At 36.2% G+C, this 20,331-nt stretch carries 17 protein-coding genes; 3 read left to right on the top strand and 14 right to left on the bottom strand.

What is annotated here, in order from left to right; translation table 11 throughout:
- The first annotated feature begins 71 nt into the window (after nt 1-71).
- From AC0NBN_RS14160 to AC0NBN_RS14150, 3 genes are read left to right on the top strand one after another with little or no spacing between them, the layout of a single operon-like run.
- Nucleotides 72-1,250, top strand: coding sequence for an acetyl-CoA C-acyltransferase (locus tag AC0NBN_RS14160; RefSeq protein ID WP_160812290.1), 1,179 nt, complete (start codon nt 72-74; stop codon nt 1,248-1,250).
- A 34-nt stretch (nt 1,251-1,284) separates the two neighbouring features.
- Entirely contained in the window at nt 1,285-1,641 is a 357-nt protein-coding gene (locus AC0NBN_RS14155; protein ID WP_160812289.1) for a four helix bundle protein, read from the top strand.
- Between the two features lie 51 nt (nt 1,642-1,692).
- Nucleotides 1,693-3,462 (top strand): acyl-CoA dehydrogenase family protein, encoded by a 1,770-nt coding sequence (locus AC0NBN_RS14150; RefSeq protein ID WP_160812288.1) that lies wholly within the window; start codon nt 1,693-1,695, stop codon nt 3,460-3,462.
- Nucleotides 3,463-3,532: 70 nt separating this feature from the next.
- Here AC0NBN_RS14150 and AC0NBN_RS14145 read toward each other — a convergent pair whose 3' ends face one another.
- From AC0NBN_RS14145 to AC0NBN_RS14080, 14 genes are all read right to left on the bottom strand, one after another.
- Entirely contained in the window at nt 3,533-4,204 is a 672-nt protein-coding gene (locus AC0NBN_RS14145) for a potassium channel family protein (protein ID WP_160812287.1), read from the bottom strand.
- 32 nt (nt 4,205-4,236) lie between these two features.
- A complete protein-coding gene (locus AC0NBN_RS14140; protein ID WP_160812286.1) occupies nt 4,237-4,755 on the bottom strand; it encodes a hypothetical protein in 519 nt (172 codons plus the stop codon).
- A gap of 89 nt (nt 4,756-4,844) precedes the next feature.
- Nucleotides 4,845-6,374 carry a glutamine-hydrolyzing GMP synthase gene (guaA, locus tag AC0NBN_RS14135; protein WP_160812285.1) on the bottom strand — a complete coding sequence of 510 codons (1,530 nt, stop codon included), beginning with the start codon at nt 6,372-6,374 and terminating at the stop codon, nt 4,845-4,847.
- A gap of 153 nt (nt 6,375-6,527) precedes the next feature.
- Nucleotides 6,528-7,766, bottom strand: coding sequence for a phosphoribosylamine--glycine ligase (purD, locus tag AC0NBN_RS14130; protein WP_160812284.1), 1,239 nt, complete (start codon nt 7,764-7,766; stop codon nt 6,528-6,530).
- An 85-nt stretch (nt 7,767-7,851) separates the two neighbouring features.
- Nucleotides 7,852-9,369: a bifunctional phosphoribosylaminoimidazolecarboxamide formyltransferase/IMP cyclohydrolase gene (gene purH / locus AC0NBN_RS14125; RefSeq protein WP_160812283.1), complete on the bottom strand. Its 1,518-nt coding sequence runs from the start codon at nt 9,367-9,369 to the stop codon at nt 7,852-7,854.
- 193 nt (nt 9,370-9,562) lie between these two features.
- A complete protein-coding gene (gene purN / locus AC0NBN_RS14120) occupies nt 9,563-10,135 on the bottom strand; it encodes a phosphoribosylglycinamide formyltransferase (RefSeq protein ID WP_143885004.1) in 573 nt (190 codons plus the stop codon).
- Nucleotides 10,136-10,211: 76 nt separating this feature from the next.
- On the bottom strand, nt 10,212-11,204 hold the full coding sequence (gene purM / locus AC0NBN_RS14115) for a phosphoribosylformylglycinamidine cyclo-ligase (protein ID WP_160812282.1): 993 nt from the start codon (nt 11,202-11,204) through the stop codon (nt 10,212-10,214).
- A gap of 247 nt (nt 11,205-11,451) precedes the next feature.
- Entirely contained in the window at nt 11,452-12,003 is a 552-nt protein-coding gene (locus AC0NBN_RS14110) for an NAD(P)H-dependent oxidoreductase (protein WP_160812281.1), read from the bottom strand.
- A gap of 127 nt (nt 12,004-12,130) precedes the next feature.
- Nucleotides 12,131-12,859, bottom strand: coding sequence for a pirin family protein (locus AC0NBN_RS14105; RefSeq protein ID WP_160812280.1), 729 nt, complete (start codon nt 12,857-12,859; stop codon nt 12,131-12,133).
- Nucleotides 12,860-13,057: 198 nt separating this feature from the next.
- Nucleotides 13,058-14,440 carry an MFS transporter gene (locus AC0NBN_RS14100; protein ID WP_160812279.1) on the bottom strand — a complete coding sequence of 461 codons (1,383 nt, stop codon included), beginning with the start codon at nt 14,438-14,440 and terminating at the stop codon, nt 13,058-13,060.
- Nucleotides 14,437-14,955, bottom strand: a complete 519-nt coding sequence (locus AC0NBN_RS14095) for a nuclear transport factor 2 family protein (protein WP_160812278.1) — start codon at nt 14,953-14,955, stop codon at nt 14,437-14,439. The genes AC0NBN_RS14100 and AC0NBN_RS14095 overlap by 4 nt, the downstream gene beginning before the upstream one ends.
- Before the next feature lie 130 nt (nt 14,956-15,085).
- Nucleotides 15,086-16,942: a glycoside hydrolase family 13 protein gene (locus AC0NBN_RS14090; protein WP_160812277.1), complete on the bottom strand. Its 1,857-nt coding sequence runs from the start codon at nt 16,940-16,942 to the stop codon at nt 15,086-15,088.
- A 68-nt stretch (nt 16,943-17,010) separates the two neighbouring features.
- Nucleotides 17,011-19,170 (bottom strand): glycoside hydrolase family 97 protein, encoded by a 2,160-nt coding sequence (locus AC0NBN_RS14085; protein ID WP_160812276.1) that lies wholly within the window; start codon nt 19,168-19,170, stop codon nt 17,011-17,013.
- 78 nt (nt 19,171-19,248) lie between these two features.
- Entirely contained in the window at nt 19,249-20,316 is a 1,068-nt protein-coding gene (locus tag AC0NBN_RS14080; RefSeq protein ID WP_160812275.1) for a SusE domain-containing protein, read from the bottom strand.
- Between the last annotated feature and the right edge of the window lie 15 nt (nt 20,317-20,331).

The raw sequence follows: 20,331 nt of genomic DNA, 5'->3' as shown, positions 1-20,331 counted from the left end.
TCAAAACAAAAGCTATGAACAGTTTACCTCTACGAGGCAAAAAATTCTCAAAAAATTTAATTAAATAAAATATGAAAACAGCATATATAGTAAAAGGTTTCAGAACTGCCGTTGGAAAAGCGCCAAAAGGAAGTTTAAGATTCACAAGACCCGACGTAATGGCAGCAACAGTAATTGAAAAATTAATGGCAGCCGTTCCACAATTAGACAAAGACAGAATCGATGATTTAATCGTCGGAAATGCAATGCCAGAAGCTGAACAAGGTTTAAATGTAGCGCGTTTAATTTCTTTAATGGGATTACAAACCGATAAAGTTCCGGGAGTTACGGTAAACAGATACTGTGCTTCCGGAAGTGAGGCGATTGCAATTGCTTCTGCAAAAATTCAGGCAGGAATGGCAGACTGCATTATCGCAGGAGGTACAGAATCTATGTCTTATATTCCCATGGGTGGTTACAAGCCTGTTCCAGAAACAGATATTGCCAAAACAAATCCTGATTATTACTGGGGAATGGGTTACACTGCGGAAGAAGTAGCCAAGCAATATAAAATTACAAGAGAAGAACAGGATCAGTTTGCATTTGAATCTCATAGTAAAGCTTTGAAAGCGAATCAGGAAGGTCGGTTTACTGATCAGATTGTTCCGATTCCTGTTGAATATAATTTTCTGGATGAAAACCAGAAAATACAGACTAAAAAGTTTGATTTTTCAATGGACGAAGGTCCAAGAGTAGATACGTCACTTGAAGGTCTAGCTAAATTAAGACCAGTTTTCGCCAACGGAGGAAGTGTAACCGCCGGAAACTCATCCCAAATGAGCGACGGAGCCGCTTTCGTAATGGTTATGAGCGAAGAAATGGTGAAAGAATTAGGTCTTGAGCCGGAAGCAAGATTAGTAGCTTACGCAGCAGCAGGTCTTGAGCCGAGAATTATGGGAATGGGACCAATTTATGCAATTCCAAAAGCCTTAAAGCAGGCAGGTTTAGAATTGAAAGATATTGAATTAATTGAATTAAACGAAGCTTTCGCTTCACAATCGGTTGCGATTAAAAAAGAGTTAGATTTAAATCCTGACATTCTAAATGTGAACGGAGGTGCAATCGCTCTGGGTCATCCACTTGGATGCACCGGAACAAAATTAACCGTTCAGCTTCTTGACGAAATGAGAAAACGTGGCAACAAATACGGAATGGTTTCTATGTGTGTAGGAACAGGACAGGGAGCAGCGAGTATTTTTGAGTTGTTATAGACAAAAAGAGAAAAGAATAAAGAGAAAAGACTTAATGAAGCATAATTTTAAGAATTTAAATATATGGAAGTTAGCTATTGAAATAGCAAACGACACGTATGTTCTTACAGATGCTTTTCCAAAAAACGAAGAGTTTGGATTGAAGTCTCAACTTAGAAGATGTTCCGTTTCTGTTGCGTCAAATATTGTGGAAGGCTCAAGTAGAAGTTCCAATAAAGATTTTAATCGTTTTTTGGAAATCAGTCTTGGTTCTCTTTATGAATTACAAACTCAAATTATAATCTCCTATAACAGAAATTATTTTGAGATCAATAAACTCGAAATTATAGAAAATAAAATAACAGAATTACAGAGAATGATTTCTGGCTTTCAAAAAAACTTAATGTTGTAAGTCTTTTTTCTTTTCTCTTTATTCTTTCATCTAAAAAAAAAATAAACAACAATGAGCAATATAGTAAAAGGAGGAGAATTCCTCATCAAAGAAATTCCTGCAAACGACATTTTCAGTCTTGAAGAACTTAGTGAAGAACAAAAAATGCTTCGCGATTCTGCAAAAGAGTTTATCGACAGAGAAGTAATCCCTCACAACGAACGTTTTGAGAAAAAAGATTATGCTTTAACGGAAGAAAAGATGCGTCAGTTGGGTGAGTTGGGTCTTCTCGGCATTGCAGTTCCTGAAAATTACGGTGGTCTGGGAATGGGTTTTGTAACGACAATGCTTGCCTGTGATTATTGTTCAGGGGCAAATGGTTCATTAGCAACTGCTTATGGGGCGCATACCGGAATTGGCACACTTCCTATCCTGCTTTACGGGACTGAAGAACAAAAACAAAAATATCTTCCGGATTTGGCAACAGGTACAAAATTCGGAGCATATTGTTTAACAGAACCGGATGCCGGATCTGATGCAAATTCAGGGAAAACAAAAGCCAGATTGTCGGAAGACGGAAAGCATTACATTATCAACGGACAAAAAATGTGGATTTCAAATGCGGGTTTTGCGGAGATTTTCATTGTTTTTGCAAGAATTGATAATGATAAAAACATTACAGGGTTTATTGTAGAAAGATCAAAAACGGAAGGAATTTCTTTTGGTGAAGAAGAGCATAAACTCGGAATCCGTTCATCTTCTACAAGACAGGTGTTTTTTAACGATATGAAAGTTCCGGTAGAAAATCTTTTAGGCGAAAGAAACAACGGATTTAAAATAGCCTTGAATGCACTGAATGTAGGAAGAATTAAATTAGCTGCTGCCAATCTTGACGGACAAAGAAGGATTTTAAATCATTCAATTCAATATTCAGGAGAAAGAAAACAGTTTGGTGTATCTATCAACACATTCGGAGCTATCAGAAAAAAACTGGCTGAAATGGCAACCGGAATTTTTGTTTCCGAAGCCGGATCGTATAGAGCGGCAAAAGATATAGAGAATAAGATTACGGAATTGGTTGAAGGCGGAATGAATCACCAGCAAGCTGAGTTGAAAGGAGTTGAAGAATTTGCAGTAGAGGCATCAATTCTTAAAGTTTTTGTATCTGATCTTACACAGCATACCGCTGATGAAGGAATACAGATCTACGGCGGAATGGGATTCTCAGAAGATGCGCCTATAGAAGCTGCATGGAGAGACTCCAGAATTGCCAGAATCTATGAAGGAACCAATGAAATCAACCGTCTTTTAGCCGTAGGAATGTTGATTAAGAAGGCAATGAAAGGAGAATTAGATTTATTATCTCCGGCAATGGCAATCAGCAAAGAACTGCTGGGAATTCCTTCATTTGAAGTTCCTGATTATTCAGCGTTTATGAGTGAAGAAAAAGCGATTATAGCTAATCTTAAGAAGGTATTTTTAATGGTTTCCGGAGCTGCTCTTCAGAAATATATGATGGATATTGAAAAACAGCAGCATTTACTGTTAAACGCTTCAGAAATCCTTAACCAGATTTATATGGCAGAGTCAGCAGTTTTAAGAGCGGAAAAACATTTCTCGGCAGATTCTGTGGAAGCGGCGATGGCTCAGTTGAATCTTTACAAAGCTGTTGAAAAAATCATCGTTGCAGCTAAAGAAGGAATTGTTTCTTTTGCAGAAGGTGATGAGCAGAGAATGATGCTTTCAGGATTAAGAAGATTTACAAAATACACCAATAATCCTAATGTGGTTGCTCTGACTGAAAAGGTTGCAGCACATTATATTGCGAAAGGACATTATTAAACACACGGATTATCTGAAAATAAACCCGCTTTAAAATTTGAAGCGGGTTTTTATTTATCAATGCTTCAGATCATTCATTATTGGTATAGTTCGAGAATTTACTGATAATAATTCCCACTAAAACAACAGAATAAAACTGTCCGACAATGCCAATAAGTGAAGTAATGAGTTTGGTTTGATACGAATTGGGAGTAATATCACCGTAACCAATGGTAGTTAGGGTAACGGAGCAAAAATATACCAGATCCATAAATGTATGCGCAGGACTAGAATAATTTAATCCTTTAAAAGAGTGAGTATCTGAATATGCATAAATCTGAAACATGAAGACAAAAGCTTCTAACAGCAATAATAATCCGCACGCTGAAGCGGAAATAATATCTGTGTTGATATAGCTTGGTTTTACCAAAAATTTGAAAACCTCAAGAAAAATAAAAAAATAAAATACGACATAGCTGATGTTAAGAAAAAACATGAATTCAGGAACACCTTTAAAAAATGACAGTATAATGGGCAAAACAATAACCAAAATCGTTAAAAAATTTTTAGTCATATTTTTAAGTCTTCCTTTTTCAATGAAAACTCCAATACTTGCCAAACCTAAAATGAGCATATTCACAGGCCAAAGAACTTCGGTATAAAAAGTAGTGTCTTTTACAATAATGCCAATAAAAAGATGCTGAATAAGTGCAGCTAAAAGCAATTCGTATTTTCTTTTATTTAAAAAATTCTCAATTTTCATTAAATTGTGTTTTAAAAAAAATTATAATTATTTTATTTGGAATAATCTAACAGTGATAATTCAGAAATATTGCTGAATTCAACAGAATCTTTTGCTGTATTATACCTTGTGTACATAGTTCTCCATTTTTCTTTCATAGCTTCTTCTTTTGTGAAAGCGTGTTCTTTTACAGTAAAGTGTTCTTTCATATGATCGAAATCTTCATATTGCAATTTAAAAATGTTTTTAAGCTTCTGAGAAACCAGAAATTCGTAATCTTTATACTTGAAATAACCATATTTCTGACTCTTAATTTCGTCATTTACTCTGGGTGAGTTTTCATTAATAATGACCGGCTTTTGATTGGTGAATAACAAATCAACCTGTTCTTTTTCAGAATTTTCAAATCCCGATACAATGATAAACTTTACTTTCTTCTTTGCATTAGAATCTTCAATAAATTTATCTATCTCAGCAATTATTTTCTTCTCAGCTACCACCTCATTGATCTCAGAATTTTTGCTACATCCGGAGAAAATTAGTAAGATAACTGCAATTAAAATATTTTTCATATAAAGTTTTAGGTTTAACCGACAAAAATACTAAAAACAAAAAATCCCGTCTAGTAAAGACAGGATTATTATTTTAATTCAGAGCAAAACTATTCCCACTCAATAGTTGCAGGTGGTTTGCTGGAAATATCGTAGGCTACTCTATTGATTCCTCTTACTTCGTTGATGATTCTGCTCGAAACAGTATCTAAAAATTCATAAGGAAGTCTGCTCCAGGTTGCCGTCATAAAGTCGATGGTATTTGCAGAACGAACGACTGCTGTGTATTCATACGTTCTTTCATCACCCATCACTCCTACGGATTTTACCGGAAGAAGTACTACGAAAGCCTGAGAAACTTTTTCATACAGATCGTTTTTGTACAATTCTTCAATAAAAATATCATCAGCTTCCTGCAAAATTCTTACTTTTTCTGCATCTACAGCTCCCAATACTCTGATTCCTAAACCAGGACCAGGAAAAGGATGTCTGTGCACCAAATGATGAGGAATTCCCAATTCTTCCCCTACTTTTCTTACTTCATCCTTGAATAATTCTCTTAATGGTTCAAGCAGTTCAAACTCCATTTCTTCCGGAAGACCGCCCACATTGTGATGGGATTTAATTACCGCAGAAGGTCCGTTTACAGACTGACTTTCAATAACGTCCGGATAAATTGTTCCTTGTGCTAAAAATTTAGCGCCTTCAATTTTATGAGATTCTTCGTCGAAAACGTGAATAAATTCATTTCCGATGATTTTTCTTTTGGTTTCAGGATCATCTACTCCGGCTAACTTTGACAAAAATCTTTCTTTGGCATCTACCAGCTTGATATTCATGTGGAAATGCTCGCCGTAATTATCCATTACTTTTTTGTCTTCATCTTTTCTGAGCAAACCTGTATCAACGAAAATACAAGTTAACTGATCCCCGATTGCCTTGTGAATGAGAACTGCTGCAACAGATGAATCTACTCCGCCGGATAAACCTAAAATTACTTTTTGATCTCCTACTCTTTCACGGATTTCTGCAACGGTTTTTTCAATATAATTCGTCAGTTTCCAGTTTTTTTCTGCATCACAAATTCCGAAAACGAAATTTTCAAGCATTTTTCCACCTTCTTCCGTATGAGAAACTTCAGGATGAAACTGTACACAATAGATTTTCTTTTCTTCGTTTGCAATAGAGGCAATTACTCCGGATTGTGCATTAAGTTCAAAACCTGGAGGCAGCATTCCGACCTCGTCAAAATGACTCATCCAAACTATAGAATTATTGGTAACTCCTTTCAACAGAGATGATTCGTTTACAATTTCAAGGTGAGCTTTTCCGTATTCACCTTTTACGCCTTTATGAACTTTACCGCCTAAAAGATGAGCCGTAAGCTGCATTCCGTAGCAGATTCCCAAAACTGGAATGCCCTGTTCGTACAATTCTTTTTCAACAAGATGGGCGTTTTCTGCATTCACAGAACTAGGTCCTCCGGAAAGAATAATTCCTTTTGGCTGCTTTTCTAAAATTGTTTCTAAGGGTGTGTTGAATGGTAAAATTTCAGAATATACGCCCATTTCACGGATTCTTCTTCCGATAAGCTGATTATATTGTGATCCGAAATCTAGTATGATAATACCGTTGTTCATTTTAAAATTTTATTAATGCTTGAGGCTATAGGCTGTGAGCAGTAGGCTATTTGTAAATTTCAAAGCTTATCGCCTATAGCTTAAAGCTTACTGCTATTAAATTCTTTACAAAAAAAGACCTGGATTTCTCCAAATCTTTTTTCGTGATTTATTTTAAAACTTTCCGATGTCTTCTCTGTAAAAGCTGTAATCAAAATGTACAGGAAGTGCATCTTCGTAAACCTTCTTACGAGCATCTTCATAAGTCGCACCTGTAGCCACTAAATTTAATACTCTACCGCCATTAGAAACCACTTTGTCTCCTTTTTTGATAGCTCCTGCATATAAAAGCTGGCTGTGTTTTATTTTATCTCCACCTTTTATTTCAAAGCCAAGCTCCATATTTCTTGGATAACCACCGGAACACATAACTAAGCAGACTGCTTTTTCGTCTTTAAATTTAAGCTGAATGTCTTTTCCCTCCATACAGTCCTGAATAACATCTAGAAGATTGTTTTCCATTAATGCCATCAAAACCTGAGTTTCTGGATCTCCAAATCTCATGTTATATTCAAGAAGATACGTTCCGTTTTTGGTAACCATTAATCCGAAGAAAATAATTCCTTTAAAGCTGAAACCTTCTGCTTTCAGACCTTTTAATGTTGGTTCAAGAATATTCTTTTCAAAATCAGCAAAATGCTCTTGTGTAAATTCCGGACTTGGAGCTACTGCACCCATTCCTCCAGTGTTTGCACCTGTATCTCCGTTTCCGACTTTTTTATAATCCTTCGCTGCGATACAAGGAAATAATTTTTCACCATTGGAAAATGCAATGATTGATGCTTCAAAGCCTTCAAGATATTCTTCGATCACCAATCTGATTCCTGCATCGCCGTAGATTCTTCTGATCATAAAATCGTGAATCGTCGCTTCTGCTTCTTCACGATTTTCACAGATTACTACACCTTTTCCTCCTGCAAGACCACTTGCTTTTACTACCAATGGGTAGTTTTGAGTCTGTACATATTCTTTAGCTTCAGGATAAGAATCAAAAACCACAGCTTTAGCTGTTTTGATATCATAGGTCTGCATAAACTTCTTAGAAAAAGCCTTACTGCCTTCCAGACTCGCCACTTTTTGGTTGGGTCCGAAAACTTTAAGTCCGTGTTTCTTAAATTCGTCCTTCAAACCAGCAACAAGCGGTGCTTCCGGACCAACAATCGTTAAATCTACTTTTTCCTTGATTGCAAAATCTCTCAATTCTTTAATGTCGGATAAATGTACATTCTTCCCTATTGCATCAGTAGTCGCATTCCCGTTTGCAAAAAACATTTTTGTAATTCTGGAATCTTTCTGAAGTTTTGCTGCTAAAGCAGATTCTCTTCCGCCTTCACCTATGATTAATATTCTCATATTTTATATTATTAACTAGTCTATTTTACAAATATATAATTTGAATGCAATAAATACAATCCTAAATATTTATTTTAATTTCATTTTAATGCAAAAAGTGTCTTACGGCTGTAAACATCATCGGGATCTTGTGTTCATTAGCAGCATCAATGCTGTCCTGATCTTTTACACTTCCTCCCGGCTGAATGATTGCTGTAATACCTTCCTGAGCGCAGAAGTCTACCACATCACGGAAAGGAAAAAATGCATCTGATGCCAATACTAATTCTCCGGAGAATTTTTCTTTAGCTCTTTCAATCGCCTGCTGAGTAGCCCAGATTCTGTTTACCTGTCCTCCTCCGATTCCAAAAGCCTGAATTCCGTTGGAAACAACAATGGCGTTTGATTTTACATATTTTACCACTCTCTGAGAGAAAAGTAATGCCTTTTTCTGCTCTTCTGTCGGCTGCGTTTCTGTGACAACTTTGATTTCGTCTGAGAAAATGCTGTCGTTGTCCTGAACAAGGATTCCACCGTCAATTTTCACCCAAGTCTGTTTGTCTGAAACAGGATTGATAATTTTGATGATTCTTAAGTTTTTTTTCTTTCTTAGAATTTCAAGCGCTTCGTTATCAAACTCCGGAGCCATCACAATTTCAAGGAAAGTTTTATTTAATTCTTCTGCTGTTGCTGCATCAATTTTGTAGTTCATTGCAACAATTCCGCCAAATATAGATACCGGATCACACTCAAAAGTTTTCTGGTAAGTCTCCAGAGCTGATGTACCAATTGCCACTCCGCAAGGTGTTGAGTGTTTTACTGCACAGCAAGCCATTTCTTCTTTGAATTCTGTCACCACTTTCCAGCAAAGATCCATATCCCGAAGGTTATTGAATGACAATTCTTTACCTCCTAACTGTTCGAAATCTTTCATCGCGCCATTTTCGAAAGTAGACACGTAGTAAGCTGCTGTCTGATGAGGGTTTTCTCCGTATCTCAGGTCAGAAACTTTTTTGTAGGAAGCATTCAGATAGGTTGGATATTCTTCATCCAAAAGCATTCTTGAAATTGCTGCGTCATAAGCCGAAGTAAGGTTGAACACCTTTCCTGCCAGTTTTTTACGGGTTTCGATGTAGGTGTCACCGTTTTGCTCCATTTCGATCTTTATCGTTGCATAATCTTCAACATCGGTAATTACCGTAACAGAATCAAAGTTTTTAGCAGCAGAACGCAGCATTGAAGGACCTCCGATGTCAATGAACTCTACCTTTTCGTGAAGAGAAATGTTTTTGTTTACATTTTCGAAGAAAGGATAAAGATTCACAATTACCATGTCAATCAGTCCAATTCCGTGTTCCTGAACGGTTTTCATATGTTCTTCGTTGGAACGTACCGCCAACAATCCGCCGTGAACTTTCGGGTGTAATGTTTTCACTCTTCCATCCAACATTTCCGGGAAATTGGTAACCTCATCAATCTGAATCGGATTTAAACCAGCGTCTTTCAAATGTTTGAACGTCCCTCCTGTAGAAATCAATTCATAATTTTGGGCTTCCAAAAACTGCGCGAATTCAGTTAATCCGCTTTTGTCAGAAACACTGATTAAAACTCTCTTTTTGCTCATTTTACTTTCGATTTTTTACTTTTTACAGTTATTTCAAACTGTAGACCGGGTCTTTCACCTCCGATCTTTTATTATTATTTAGATTTTTCCTGTTTTCGAAATAATTAAAATCTAAATGTGCCTTTTATATTAATGTAGTAATGTATCAGTTTAACAGTGTAACAATCAATTTAATTGGTAAATTGTTAAATTATTAGATTGTTACATTATTAAGTACTTTGTCTATCGCAATTGGAAAAATTTCATATTCTATCAAATGAACTTTTTCCGCAACGGTTTCGGGGGTATCATCTTCTGTAATGTCGAATGATTTCTGAAGAATGGCTTCTCCTTCATCAATTCCAGACGTTACAAAATGTACGGTTGCCCCGCTTTGTCTTTCTTTTGCTTCAATTACGGCATTGTGAACATGATGTCCCCACATTCCTTTTCCTCCGAATTTCGGAAGCAGAGCCGGATGAATATTGATTATTTTTCCGCTCCATTTTTCACAGAATTCAGGTTTCAGAATGGATAAAAATCCTGCTAAAACGATTAAGTCTGTATTCTGAGGAATTTTTTCAGCCAATTCTTTACTGAAGTTTTTTCCTCTTGGAATGAGAACATTTTCTATGTTATGGTTTTTCGCTCTTTCCAGTCCGTAACATTCTCTGTCAGCAATCACTAATGATACTTTTGCATTCCGGATTTCTCCATTATCAATAGTATCAATAATTCTCTGAAGATTGGTTCCTGAACCTGAAACGAGTATGACTAAGTTTTTCATTAATTTAGATAATAGATTTCAGATAGTAGATTTCAGAATAAAAGTCTGAGATCTGAGATCTTAAATCTGATGTCCTTTAGAATTTCAAATCGATTTTTTCGCTTCCTTCTGTAATTTCTCCGATTTCATAAGCATCGTCTAAAAGATGCAATACTTTTTCGGAGTGCTCTGCATCCATTACGACAATCATTCCGACCCCCATGTTGAATGTTCCGAACATTTCTTCACGGGCAACTCCCCCTCTTTTTTCCAATTCCAGCATGATCGTCGGAATATTTATTTTTGAAGCATCAATTGATGCGCAAAGTCCGTCAGCTATGATTCTAGGAATGTTTTCATACAGACCTCCTCCCGTGATGTGTGCAATCCCTGAAACTTCTACTTCTTCAAGGATTTTATGAATATCTTTATAGTATAATCTGGTTGGAACCAAAAGTGTTTCGTACAAAGGTTTACCTTCAAATTCTTCATTAAAATCCGGGAAAACTTTTCTTACCAGAGAGAATCCGTTAGAATGGAAACCTGAGCTTGGAAGAGCAATAATCTTATCTCCTGATTTGATTTTTGAACCATCAATAATCTCGTCTTTTTCAACGATTCCTACGCAGAATCCCGCAACATCATAATCTCCAGGCTGGTACATTCCCGGCATTTCAGCAGTTTCACCACCAATTAATGCACAATTATTATCTTTACAGGCTTCTACCATTCCCAAAACGATTTCAGCAGCAATTTCGGAGTCGAGTTTTCCACAAGCAAGATAATCCAGGAAAAACAATGGTTTTGCGCCATGACAAAGAATATCGTTGGCGCACATTGCGAAACAGTCTACCCCGATAGAATCGTATTTTTTTGAATCTAGCGCAACTTTAAGTTTTGTTCCCACTCCATCAGTTCCTGAGACCAAAACCGGATTCTTGTATCCTCCGATCTCATAGAATGCCCCGAAACTTCCCAAATGATTCAAAACATTTGCATTGTGCGTTTCGCCCACCGCTTTTTTGATCTTGTCAACGGTTTTGTATCCTTCCTCTTTGTCTACTCCTGCTGATTTGTACGTGTTGCTCATTATTATATTAGATTTTAGATGCAAGATTTCAGATTACAGACTGTTATCTTTATCTTTTTACATTTACTTTTGTCCTTTTAAAGAAAATAAAAAAGCCGACAATCTTGGTCGATTATCGGCTGATGTTTTATCTGAAAGTTTCAGAGTCCACAGTTTTTCCATATTTTGAAAAACATTGATTAAAAGTGGACTGAATCTTCATTTTTTTCTTTTTGCAAAGATATTAATTTTCCGTTAAATTTCAAATCTATTTTTCGAGTATTGATTCTAACGCAGCAATTTTGCTCATTTTCTCTTTTAACTCATTGTTTTTCTCTTCATTAGAAATACTTAGACTATCTCTGTTGAAATTATCATTAAAAAAGGGAAGTGAAAAAGTTTCTACAATATTTCCTCCGTGAAGTGGAAAACGCTTTTCGGCTGCTTCCAGAACTCCCAGACCTCCTCTTCCACCAGGAGCTGTTGCCATTAGCAGCATCGGCTTCTCATTCCAGACTGCTCTTTCTTTGATTCTCGAAGTCCAGTCGAGCACATTTTTGAATGCTGAAGAATAGGTTCCGTTGTGTTCAGATAAAGATACCAAAAGTATGTCTGATGCGTCAATTTTCTCTGCAAAGTTTTTTGCTTCCTGCGGAACTCCGCTTTCTACTTCACGCTGATGCTTGTAGATCGGCATTTCAAAGGCATTCATATCTACAATTTCCACTTCTGCGTTTGGAATTAATGAAGCTGCGTAAGTAACCAGCATTTTGTTGATTGATGTATCGGAATTGCTTCCTGCTATTGCTAAAATTTTCATTTATTTTAATTGTATATTTTTAATATGTTTTATATATTGGTTTTTTATGCAACCATCCTGTCAAAAAATCAATAATTTTTCGCCACCCCTCCGAAGGATGGGAATTTTTGTGGTTCAAAATTAGGGTTTATTTAAGATACGCCGGTAATTCCATTGGAACTTCCATTAAAAGAATTTCTGCATCTTCAAGTGCTTCAACATTAAAACTCTGAGTATCCCAAATTCCCAGCCCGTCCCTGCTGTTTAAAATCTGATCACCTATTTTTGCAGTTCCGCTAAGAACAAATGCATAGACTCCGTTTCCGTTTTTATTCAGTTGGTAATCTTTTGAATTTCCATTTTTGAAATTAGCTAAATTAAACCATGCATCCTGATGTATCCAAACTCCGGCATCATTTTTATCGGGTGAGAGAATCTGCTGGAAGTCATTGATCTTTTCTTCACTTTTAATGTTTTGCTGGTCATATCTCGGTTCAACGCCAATTTCTCTGGGGAAAACCCAGATTTGTAAAAATTTAACAGGTTCATCTTTATTTTTGTTGTATTCGCTATGCTGAACTCCTGTTCCGGCACTCATTACCTGAATCTCACCTTTTTTAATAACTGCAGTTGTTCCCATAGAATCTTTATGCTCCAGATCTCCTTCCAACGGAATAGAAATAATTTCCATGTCTCTATGGGGATGTGTTCCGAAACCCATTCCCTGAGAAACGGTATCATCATTTAAAACCCTTAAAACTCCAAAATTCATTCTTTCCTGGTTTTGATATCCTGCAAAACTGAATGTGTGATAAGAATTTAACCATCCGTGATTGGCATGACCTCTTGTATCTGCTTTGTGATAAACTGTTTTCATATCTTTTATTATTATTTAATTGTTGTTTATTGTTATCATTAATTACAATACAAATGTAGATCTTGCAAGTCCTGAAAATGTTGACGTAAGATAAGAAAGCTTTGAAGGTATTTGATTAAACAAATTCAAAAATGTTATCTGTAGAAAATAAAAAAGCGAACAATAAGTCCGCTTTATATGAGAAAATTTTAAATATTATTAAAAATGTACCTGTTGAATCTCTTCCTCAATTTCTTTCGGCGTATCACCTCCGGATTTAACTAGAATCATCGTCAAAACTGCTCCCAACAACATGCAGATACCTCCGACAATGATATAATCAATTGCCATTTTACCAAAAACACCACTTACAATCGGACCTCCGAATATACCGTTTATGATTTGTGGAATTACAATAAAAAAGTTGAAAATTCCCATGTAAACGCCCATTTTTTTCTGTGGAATAGAATCAATAAGCATGGCATAAGGCATTGCCAGAATACTTGCCCACGCAAAGCCTAATCCTACCATGGAAATCCAGAGGTAACCTATATCTTTAATAAAATACATCGAAATCAATCCTAATCCTCCACTTGCCAAAGCTAAAGCGTGAGTCTGCTTTTTACCGATAAATTTGGCAATCGGAGTCAGCGCAAAAGCAAAGAAAATAGCATAGAAATTATAACTTCCAAAAAGACTTCCCGTTAAATCTCCCGCTTTATTAAATTCCGCTGAATGTGTATCTTCAGGAGAAAGACCGAAATGATGGGTTGCCAAAGCACTGGTTGTAAAAACCCACATCGTAAATAAGGCAAACCACGAGAAGAACTGCACCACGCCCAGTTTTTTCATCTGGGACGGCACATTGGCAAAATCCTTGAAAATATCTGACATTTTAGATTTTTCTTCTACAATTTCCTTTCCGCCTTCAAATGAAGCAAATTCTTCAGGAGAATATTCTTTGGTCGTAATGATTGTATATAAAATTGATACAATAAGTACGGCCGCTCCGATGTAAAAAGAATAGATGACATTATCTGCAACAAATCCTTTCGGGGCTTCATTAGAAATTCCTAATTTGGTAAGCCAGTTTGGTAAATCTGAACCAATAACAGCTCCGATTCCTATCAAAATCGTCTGAACTGAAAAGCCTATCGTCGCCTGATGTTTTGGCAGCATATCTCCTACCAAAGCACGGAAAGGCTCCATTGCCACATTAATGGACGCATCCATCATTGCTAAGAAAATAACAGCGATCAACAAGACATTTGCTGCCATCATCTGTGTGGCAGAAGCTGCATTAGGAAGCATTACCAATCCGATGGCGCATAAAACTGCACCAATTAAAAAATATGGTTTTCTTCTTCCAAGCGGACTCCATGTATTATCTCCCATATGACCAATAATGGGCTGAACAATCAAACCTGTAACCGGCGCAACCAGCCAAAACCATGATAATTCGTGAACATCGGCTCCGAAATTTGCCAAAATCCGGCTTGCATTTCCGTTTTGCAGACCAAAAGCCATCTGGATTCCGAGAAATCCCATGCTCATATTAATAATTTGAAGCATGGATAAGTTTGGTTTTGTTTTTTTCATCATTTTTTAATGGTCATTTCCTTCATTAATAGATCTTCAATCGGTGTTTTTACTTCTACTATTTTATCTATTACTTCATTCGGAACAGTTACAGAAAGTACATATTGCTTTATTTTCCATTCTCCGTTGATTTTTTCAACGACTCCTGAACCACGGCAGATTTTCATTTGGGTATCCAATAATTCATCAAACCAAGCCAGTTTTCCGTCTTTGCTGAAGTAAATATTTCTTTTCAGAGAAGTAAAATTCCATGTTTTCTTTTTATCGAAATACGGTTTTGCCCAAACCATAAAAGCTTTTTTGTCCCAGACTTCTGTAGCATCTGTCCCTATAAAAACAGATTCGTCGGCAAAATAATTAAAATAGGTGGTAAAATCTGCTTTTGCTGCTGCTACATTGAATCCGTCGAGCATGGTTCCGATTTCTGCTTTTTCTTTATCTAATTTTGACTGAGCAGAAAGGGCTGTAAAACCCAATACAAATAGGATGAAGGTAAATAATATTGTAGTTTTTTTCATGTTTAAATAAACCTTTAATTTTATTTTTTTACGCAAAGAGCGCAAAGTTTTTATTTTTAACTAGTAATTGTTTTTAAATTCGCAAAGGAGTTTCACTTAGTAAAATCACAAAGATTTGTGAAACTTAGTTTTAATTCAATTCAATAACCATCGATGATTTTGCAGGAATTTTAAATTGATCCTTTACCGAAAATTCTTTGCCGGAAATGATGTCTTTCCCTTTTGAAAAACCGTTCAGGGATTCTGCGAAATGCTTCACGTCGATCGTTTGTTCCGAATCATTATTATTTAAAATGACCATTACGCTTTCTTTTTCATTATATCTAAAATACACAAAAACATTATTCTGCGGAACAAAATTCTTTGTTTTTCCTGTATGAATGACTTCTTTGCCTTTTCTCCAGTTCAGCAACTTCTGGGTAAAATCGTAAAATTCTTTTTGTTCAGGAGTTTGGGTTGAAGGATTGAAAGCATTGATCTTATCTGATTTCCAGCCGCCCGGAAAATCTCTTCTGATATCTGCATCGCCCCCTTTGTTTTTGTCGCCACGCATTCCCACTTCAGAACCGTAATACAGCTGTGGAATTCCGCGAACTGTCGATATTAAGGTCATTGCCAGTTTATAATCCGCCGAATTTCCATTGAAGATTTCGTTAAATCTTTCCGTATCATGGTTTTCGAAAAACACCAAAAGATTGTTGATGTTCGGGTACAGAAAATCGCTGGTAAATACATTATATAATTTTACCATCCCGGAATCCCAACCGTCTTTTTCTTTCAAAGCTTTTGGCAGATCAGAATACAGCGTAAAATCCATTACAGAAGGAAGGTTTGAATTATAATTTGCCGCCTCTCCTATTTTTGAATCTTTCTGCCACGCCGCAATATGCGCACTGGAATACAGCCATGCCTCTCCTACAATATTGAAGTTCGGATATTCATCAGTAATCGCTTTTGCCCATTTTGCCATCGCTTCTTTGTCGTTGTAAGGATAAGTGTCTACACGGAAACCTCCCAGTTCTGCATATTCGATCCACCAGATTGCATTCTGTGTTAAATATTTTAAAACCAAAGGATTTTTCTGATTAATATCGGGCATTGTTGTATCAAACCATCCGTCTAAGGCTAATTTTTTATCCACTTCAGAAGCATTTGTATCAAACTGAGTGGTTGTCTTATAATTGGAACGTTTGAAACCATTTTCGCCATCACTGAACCAGTGAATCCAGTCTTTTGTGGGTAAATCTTTGATCATCCAGTGCGAAACTCCCCAATGATTGGTTACATAATCCATCACAAGCTTCATTTTTCTCTGATTCAGCTTTTGGGAAAGTTCTTTATACTCTTCGTTGGTCCCGTAACGTTCGTCGATCTTGTATAAATCTGTCTGTGCATATCCGTGGTAAGAATACACTTTTTCGTTATCTTCATTAACGGGAGTAAGCCAGACAGCGGTTGCTCCAAGATTCTGAATATAATCCAAGTTGTTGATAATTCCGCGCAGATCTCCGCCGTGTCTGCCGTTAGGAAGATTTCTGTTTACTTTTTCCGTTAAATTGGGACTGGAATCATTTTTCTCATCGCCATTTGCGAAACGATCAGGCATGATGAGATACATCACGTCTTTGGAAGAATAAGATTCTCTGTCTGCTGAATTTGGATTTCTCTGCTTCAGTTCATAGGTGTAAGAACCGACATTTTTCTTTCCGTTTTTTATGTTAATGCTAAATTTCGGAACGTTAATTTCATTGGTATTAACGGTTACAAAAACATAGTTCGGATTTTCTACTTTCTGGATATCCTTGATCTGAACTCCGTCTGAAAGTTCAATTTCGTTTTTCGCAATATCTTTTCCGTACACAAGAATCTGAAGTTCCGGGTTTTTCATTCCTTTCCACCAGAATGCAGGTTCTACTTTATCTAAAGGTTTTTGGGAAAAAGCAAATGCTGCTGCTGAAAGTGCAAAAACTGCATATATTTTCTTCATATAAAATTCGGATTAAAAAACCTTACAGGAAATCCCATAAGGTTTTGGTTGTTATTTAATCAAAAAAATTATTTTACAGGTTTGATAGAGATGGCAAAACCTCCGCTTCGTACCATTTTAAAATTGATTTTAGATTTGCTGGTGATCTCTTTTTTGTAGATGTTATAGCTTTGAGGATTGTCGATATAGTCTGCATTTTTTCCATCTTCGTAAATCGTAGCTTCATATTTCTGACCTTTGTTCAGGAATGAGAAATCTACCGTGTAATCACGTTTATTTTCATCGGTAATTCCACCTACAAACCAATTTTCCGTTCCTTTTGCTTTTCTTGCCGTAACGATATAATCTCCCGGTTCTGCCGATAAAATTTTCGTATCATCCCAATCTGCCGCCACATCTTTGATAAACTGGAAAGCGTCCATGTGCTTCTTATAATTTTCAGGTAAATCTGCAGCCATCTGAAGCGGCATATACATAGTTACATATAGTGCTAACTGCTTTGCTAATGTCGTTTTGACAAATCTTGTGTCTCCAGGGAAATAATAGTCTAATTTTGTCTGGAAAATTCCGGGCGTGTAATCCATAGAACCTCCCATCCATCGTGTAAACGGAAGAATCGTCTGGTGATCAGGATTGTTCCCGCCAAAGGCTTCATATTCGGTTCCTCTCGCAGCTTCAGCCGAAATATAGTTTGGATAGGTTCTGCTCTCCCCAGTCGGACGAACCGATTCATGGGAGTTTATCATAATTTTATACTCATTTGCTTTCTCAGCAATTCTGTAAAAATGATTGATCGTCCATTGAGAATAATGATGTTCTCCTCTTGGAATAATATCTCCTACATATCCGGTTTTCACCGCATCATACCCGTATTTATTCATCAGCTGAAAAGCTTTGTCTGCCCATCTTTCATAGTTTGTTGCTGAACCTGAAGTTTCGTGATGCATGATGAGTTTGATACCTTTAGAGTGTGCATAGTCATTCAGCATTTTAATGTCAAAATCAGGATATGGAGTAATAAAATCGAATACAAATTCTTTTGAATTTCCAAACCAGTCTTCCCAGCCTATATTCCAGCCTTCTATCAGTAATCCGTCGAAACCGTTTTCAGCAGCGAAATCAATATATTCTTTCACTTTGGTATTATTAGCAGCATGTTTTCCGTTGGGAGTCAATTTTGCAAAATCAGTTTCGCCAATTCGAACATTAGATTCCGGTTGTCCGTACGCCCATTGAGATTTACCAATAATCATTTCCCACCATACTCCCATGTATTTTGTAGGATGAATATAAGAAGTATCCGTATATTTTGTGGATTCATTAAGATTAAAAAGCATTTTAGAAGCCATTACTTCTTCTGCTTTTGGAGAAACAATAATGGTTCTCCATGGTGTAACCATTGGAGTCTGAATATATCCTTTAGCTCCCTGTCTGTCTGCAGTAAGGTGAGTTTTAAATTTATAATTCTGAGCATCAACTTCTAAATGAGAGGCTGGATAATCTAACACTGCCGCTTCAGCAATATTGATGTATAAAGGTTCTTTACCTTCTTTTTTCAACATTAAAGGAGACTGCACTGCATTTTTTATTAACGTCTGGGAAGCATTTGCATCTGCTGCACCTACCCATTTTGAAGGAATTTCAGAAATTTTTGTTTCCTGATATTTATATTCCTGCGAATCATAATCTGCAACCATCCACCATGCTTTCATATCAGAAGTCAGATCTATTTCAGAGTCTTCTTCTCTAATGACGAAGTAGTTTAAATTTTTCTGCTGAGGAAATTCATATCTGAAACCTAATCCGTCATTAAATAATCTGAATTTAACAACAATACTTCTCTCTGTAGAAGCCTGATTAAGAGTAAGGGCCAACTCGTTATAATGATTGATGTAATTTTTCTTTTCGCCTAATACAGGCTGCCAGGTTTCATTTTTGGCATCTCTTTTTTCCGCAATTTTTGTAAATCCGCTATTTAAATCGAACTTAGCATCTTCAGGCTTTGCAATTTCAGAAGCAAATTTTATGGCTTTGTCTTTAAAAATTCTTAATCCTAATTTAGAATCTTCTACAACAATATTTCCATTGTATTTAAGATTATAGTATGGAACCCCCTGTTTTAGCTGGAAGTTCATTTCAAATTTCCCGTCAGGAGATTTGAGGGATTGTGCATTGATACCGGCAAACATCATGGAGAACAAAGCTGCTCCCATTGTAATTTTCTTCATAATGATTATTTATAAACGTATAAAAATAAACAAAGTGCTGCTGAAAAGCAACACTTTGCTATTTGAAATCCATTATTATTATTTCTTAACAAAAATATATCTTCCATCTAAATCATTGAAATAGACGTCATAATTACCTGCTTCATTTACAGGTATATTAGCACCGCCAGATGTTGCAATTCCCGAAAAAGGAGTATTGCTTCCCCAGTTAGTTCCCCAATCATTATTAGCTCTAAATTTTGCTTCCCCAACAGTAAATGAAATGTTACTTATCTTCCAAATATGAGGATTAAAAGATGATGTAACCATATCCTGATCACTGTTCCATCCGTCAGGTGTTGAAGAACCAATAATACCTATAGTTGTATAGACATTACCAGATGTAGAAGGGGTTAAAGTGAATGTTTTCAAGTTAATATCAATTTCGAAACTGTAGTATCCAGCAGAAGGAACACTAAATGCTCCCGGCTCGTTGGATCCATTAGGATTGCTAACTGAAACTACACTGCCATTTACTCCCCATTGTGGATGCCATTCACCAAGTTTTTCTAATACTTTAAATGCTCCGGCAGCAAAATATCCTCTGAAGTGAAATTTGTTAACATTAACCGGGTCTCTAAAAAGTACAGGGTTGTTGTTGTTGTTATTCCATCCTGCTTCTGTAGCATCGCCAACAAGATATAGATTTTTCAGATCAACAAAAGGTGTTACTTTTAACGAAAGCACATTAGAATAATAATTTGCATTCTGATTAAAAAATGTTCTCAACCTTACTTCTATATCAGTCTCTTCTCCTGGTTTTGCTCCTAAAGCTACTAATCGTTCGTTAAAGATTTTGTGTGTAAGAGTTAATGTAGCTGGATCTTTTGTTGTCGATATAGACTGAGAATTATTGAAATTTGTGCCTTTCAATGCTATTTCAATTGAATATTGAGGAACAACCAAAACATCAAAAGTAGGAATTTTATATGAAAACTTTATCGCTTCCATTTCTGGTGTAGCGTTATTAAGAACCAAAGTGCTTTTATCAGCAGAAATATTTCCTTCTGAAACTTCATTTAAAACTATTTTATCATCTTCCTCTACACACGAGAAAATAAATAAAAACAGCATTGAAGTTAGTAATATATTAATTATCTTTTTCATTTTTTATCAATTTAA

Source organism: Chryseobacterium sp. L12, assembly GCF_056133985.1.
This window is presented reverse-complemented; position numbering and strand designations above follow the sequence as displayed.

What these genes read in the sequence shown, in the direction of transcription:
- AC0NBN_RS14160 (WP_160812290.1), top strand. Translation starts at nt 72, where the DNA reads ATGAAAACAGCATATATAGTAAAAGGTTTCAGAACTGCCGTTGGAAAA.
- AC0NBN_RS14155 (WP_160812289.1), top strand. Translation starts at nt 1,285, where the DNA reads ATGAAGCATAATTTTAAGAATTTAAATATATGGAAGTTAGCTATTGAA.
- AC0NBN_RS14150 (WP_160812288.1), top strand. Translation starts at nt 1,693, where the DNA reads ATGAGCAATATAGTAAAAGGAGGAGAATTCCTCATCAAAGAAATTCCT.
- AC0NBN_RS14145 (WP_160812287.1), bottom strand. Translation starts at nt 4,204, where the DNA reads ATGAAAATTGAGAATTTTTTAAATAAAAGAAAATACGAATTGCTTTTA.
- AC0NBN_RS14140 (WP_160812286.1), bottom strand. Translation starts at nt 4,755, where the DNA reads ATGAAAAATATTTTAATTGCAGTTATCTTACTAATTTTCTCCGGATGT.
- guaA (WP_160812285.1), bottom strand. Translation starts at nt 6,374, where the DNA reads ATGAACAACGGTATTATCATACTAGATTTCGGATCACAATATAATCAG.
- purD (WP_160812284.1), bottom strand. Translation starts at nt 7,766, where the DNA reads ATGAGAATATTAATCATAGGTGAAGGCGGAAGAGAATCTGCTTTAGCA.
- purH (WP_160812283.1), bottom strand. Translation starts at nt 9,369, where the DNA reads ATGAGCAAAAAGAGAGTTTTAATCAGTGTTTCTGACAAAAGCGGATTA.
- purN (WP_143885004.1), bottom strand. Translation starts at nt 10,135, where the DNA reads ATGAAAAACTTAGTCATACTCGTTTCAGGTTCAGGAACCAATCTTCAG.
- purM (WP_160812282.1), bottom strand. Translation starts at nt 11,204, where the DNA reads ATGAGCAACACGTACAAATCAGCAGGAGTAGACAAAGAGGAAGGATAC.
- AC0NBN_RS14110 (WP_160812281.1), bottom strand. Translation starts at nt 12,003, where the DNA reads ATGAAAATTTTAGCAATAGCAGGAAGCAATTCCGATACATCAATCAAC.
- AC0NBN_RS14105 (WP_160812280.1), bottom strand. Translation starts at nt 12,859, where the DNA reads ATGAAAACAGTTTATCACAAAGCAGATACAAGAGGTCATGCCAATCAC.
- AC0NBN_RS14100 (WP_160812279.1), bottom strand. Translation starts at nt 14,440, where the DNA reads ATGATGAAAAAAACAAAACCAAACTTATCCATGCTTCAAATTATTAAT.
- AC0NBN_RS14095 (WP_160812278.1), bottom strand. Translation starts at nt 14,955, where the DNA reads ATGAAAAAAACTACAATATTATTTACCTTCATCCTATTTGTATTGGGT.
- AC0NBN_RS14090 (WP_160812277.1), bottom strand. Translation starts at nt 16,942, where the DNA reads ATGAAGAAAATATATGCAGTTTTTGCACTTTCAGCAGCAGCATTTGCT.
- AC0NBN_RS14085 (WP_160812276.1), bottom strand. Translation starts at nt 19,170, where the DNA reads ATGAAGAAAATTACAATGGGAGCAGCTTTGTTCTCCATGATGTTTGCC.
- AC0NBN_RS14080 (WP_160812275.1), bottom strand. Translation starts at nt 20,316, where the DNA reads ATGAAAAAGATAATTAATATATTACTAACTTCAATGCTGTTTTTATTT.